The sequence below is a fragment of the Thermohalobaculum sp. genome, from assembly GCF_058622915.1.
In genome coordinates this window covers 1-2,946 of sequence record NZ_JBZSYN010000198.1, presented here as the reverse complement: position 1 = coordinate 2,946, position 2,946 = coordinate 1, and the positions used below count along the sequence as shown (strand labels likewise).

Sequence of the window (2,946 nt, the reverse complement as noted above, 5' to 3'; positions counted from 1 at the left end):
CGTGGCCTTCCTGGTGGTGGACAAGTCCGAGTCGACCACGCTGGAGCAACGGACCGAGCAGATCGACAAGGCCGCAGCGCGGCTGAAGGCCGAGATCGGCGCGCTCTCGACACCGGCCCACCCCCTTGAGCTGCGCGTCGTCGAGGTCGGCCCCGACCACAGCGGCCGCAACCGTGGCACGCGGCTGCTGACCGCCCTGGACGAGGCCGCCGCGCGCGTCGCGCCGGGCCAGATTTCGGGCGCGATCCTGCTCACCGACGGCGAGATTCACGACAAGGGCCGGATCAAGGACTTCCCCGGCCCGGTGCACGCGCTGATCGCGGGACGCCCCGACGGCTTCGACCTGGCGCTGGAGGCCACCACGACCCCGGCTTTCGGCATCGTCGACGAATCCGTGACCTTCAACGTCATCCCCCGCGTCCACGGTGCCGGCCAGACGGTCGGCCACGTCGATGTCGAGGTCTCGGTTGACGGCAAGCCACCAACGACCCAGAGCCTCACGGTGGGTCGGGTGAACCACATCGATGTTCCCATCAGGCATGGTGGGCCGAACGTGGTCGATATCCGCCTGCCGCCGCGTCCGGGCGAGCTGACCGATCGCAACAACCGGATCATCGCCACCGTCTCGGGCGTGCGCGACCGGCTGCGCGTGCTGCTGGTCTCGGGCGAGCCCTATCCGGGCGGGCGCACCTGGCGGGACCTGCTGAAATCGGACCCGATCGTCGATCTGATCCATTTCACCATCCTGCGCCCGCCGGCCAAGCAGGACGGAACCCCGGTGAACGAGTTGTCGCTGATCGCCTTCCCCACGCGCGAGCTGTTCCTGGAGAAGATCAACAGCTTCGACCTGATCATCTTCGATCGCTATCGCTGGCGCGGCGTGCTGGCCTCGGCCTATCTGGCCAATATCGTGCGCTATGTGCGCAATGGCGGCGCCGTGCTGGTTTCTACCGGCCCCGCCTTCGCGGGCCCGCAAAGCCTTGCCCGCACGCCGCTCAACGACATCCTGCCGGCCGAGCCGACGCTCAATGTCTACGAGCGGCCCTTCCTGCCTCGCGTCACCAAGCTCGGCGCCCGCCATCCGGTGACCGCCGGGCTCGAGCAGGCCGCGGGCATGGGGCCCGATGGGCCGCGCTGGGGCCGCTGGATGCGCCAGGTCGATGTGGTGCCGCGCTCGGGCAACGTGGTGATGAAGGGATACGACGGCAAGCCGCTGCTGATCCTCGACCGGGTGGGCAAGGGGCGCGTGGCGCTGCTGGCCTCCGACCAGTTCTGGCTGTGGACCCGCGGGTTCGAGGGCGGTGGCCCGCAGGCCGAGCTGCTGCGCCGTGTCGCCTACTGGCTGATGAAGGAGCCCGAGCTCGAGGAGGAGGCGCTGACCGCGCATGTCGAGGGCGACCGCGTGCTGGTCGAGCGCCACACGCTGGCGGCGGAGCCCTCGGGCCCGCTGACCGCGACGCCGCCGGGCGGAGGCGCGGCGCGCACGCTCGACTATCAGCATGTCGGTCCCGGCCGCTGGCAGGCCCTTGTGGACCATGCCGCCGAGGGCCTGTGGCGCTTCAACGACGGCAAGCTGAGCGCCGTTGCCGCGGTCGGCCCGCCGAGCCCGGCGGAGTACGTCAAGCCGCTGGCCACGGGTGCCCTGCTGAAGCCGCTGGTGCAGGCGAGCGGCGGCAAGGTGGCGTGGCTCGCGGACGGGGTGCCGGACGTTCGCATGGTGGGCGAGGGCCGCCGTGCCCATTCGCGCCGCTGGATCGGGCTCGATCGGCGCGACGCCTACCGAGTGACCGGCATTGAGCTGACGCCGCTGATGCCGGCCTGGCTGGCGGTGCTGATGGTCGGCCTGCTGCTGCTGGTGGCCTGGCGGCGCGAGGGGCGCTGAGGGTTTCCAGCGGCCGATGCTTCCGCTAGAGGTCGGCCCCGAATAGGGGACGGCAGGGCATGGCAGGCAGGCGCAAGGGCAGCAAGGTCGACGGATGGGTGGTGATCGACAAGCCGTCCGGCGTGACCTCGACGCAGGTCGTCGGCAAGGCGCGCTGGGCCTTCAAAGCCAGGAAGGCCGGGCACGCCGGCACGCTCGACCCGCTTGGCACGGGCGTTTTGCCGGTGGCGCTTGGCGAGGCCACCAAGGTCATCCCGGTCGTGCAGGAGGGGCTCAAGACCTACCGCTTCACGCTGCGGCTTGGCCAGGCGACCACCACCGACGACGGCGAGGGCGCAGTCATCGCGGCCTCCGATGCCCGCCCCACCGACGCCGCTATCGCGGCGGCGCTGGACGCCTATGTCGGCGAGATCGAGCAAGTCCCGCCCCAGTTCTCCGCCGTCAAGGTCGAGGGCGAGCGCGCCTACGACCTCGCCCGCGAGGGAGTGGAGATGGATCTCGCCCCGCGCCCGCTGTGGGTCGAGTCGCTTGCGCTGGTGGCCCGCCCCGATCCCGACCATGCCGAGTTCGAGCTGGTCTGCGGCAAGGGTGGTTATGTGCGCGCGATCGCGCGCGACCTCGGGCACGACCTGGGCTGCTATGCCCATGTGTCGCAGTTGCGCCGCACGAAAACCGGGCCATTTACGCTCGGGAATGCGATTTCCTTTGAAATGCTCGACGAAATCCGCCATAGGGGCGGCTCCGAGCATTTGCTGCCGGTCGCGACCGGGCTGGACGACATCCCGGCTCTGGCCGTGACGGCGGCAGCGGCGGCCCGCATCCGTCAGGGGCAGGCCGTTCCGGTCCCGGTGACCGGCCTCGACTATGGCGACCGTTGCTGGGCCAGCCTGGACGGGCTGCCCCTGGCGATCGGCGCCTACAGGGCGGGCCGGTTCCAACCGGACCGGGTGTTCAACCTCGAGAGTTGAGAAAGAGGAGTACCCGATGTCGATCACGCCCGAGCGCAAGGAAGCGCTCATCAACGAGTATGCCGCGAAGCAGGGCGACACCGGCTCGCCCGACGT

The 2,946-nt window shown here is 70.3% G+C and carries 2 protein-coding genes; both read left to right on the top strand.

What is annotated here, in order from left to right; translation table 11 throughout:
• Positions 1 to 1,882 (top strand): hypothetical protein (locus AC32QD_RS15660; RefSeq protein ID WP_492011440.1); only part of this gene is annotated, 1,882 nt, incomplete at its 5' end.
• 59 nt (positions 1,883 to 1,941) lie between these two features.
• The gene (gene truB / locus AC32QD_RS15655) at positions 1,942 to 2,850 is read left to right on the top strand and encodes a tRNA pseudouridine(55) synthase TruB (RefSeq protein WP_492011439.1); all 909 of its coding nucleotides are present in this window, start codon (positions 1,942 to 1,944) and stop codon (positions 2,848 to 2,850) included.
• Positions 2,851 to 2,946: the final 96 nt, after the last annotated feature.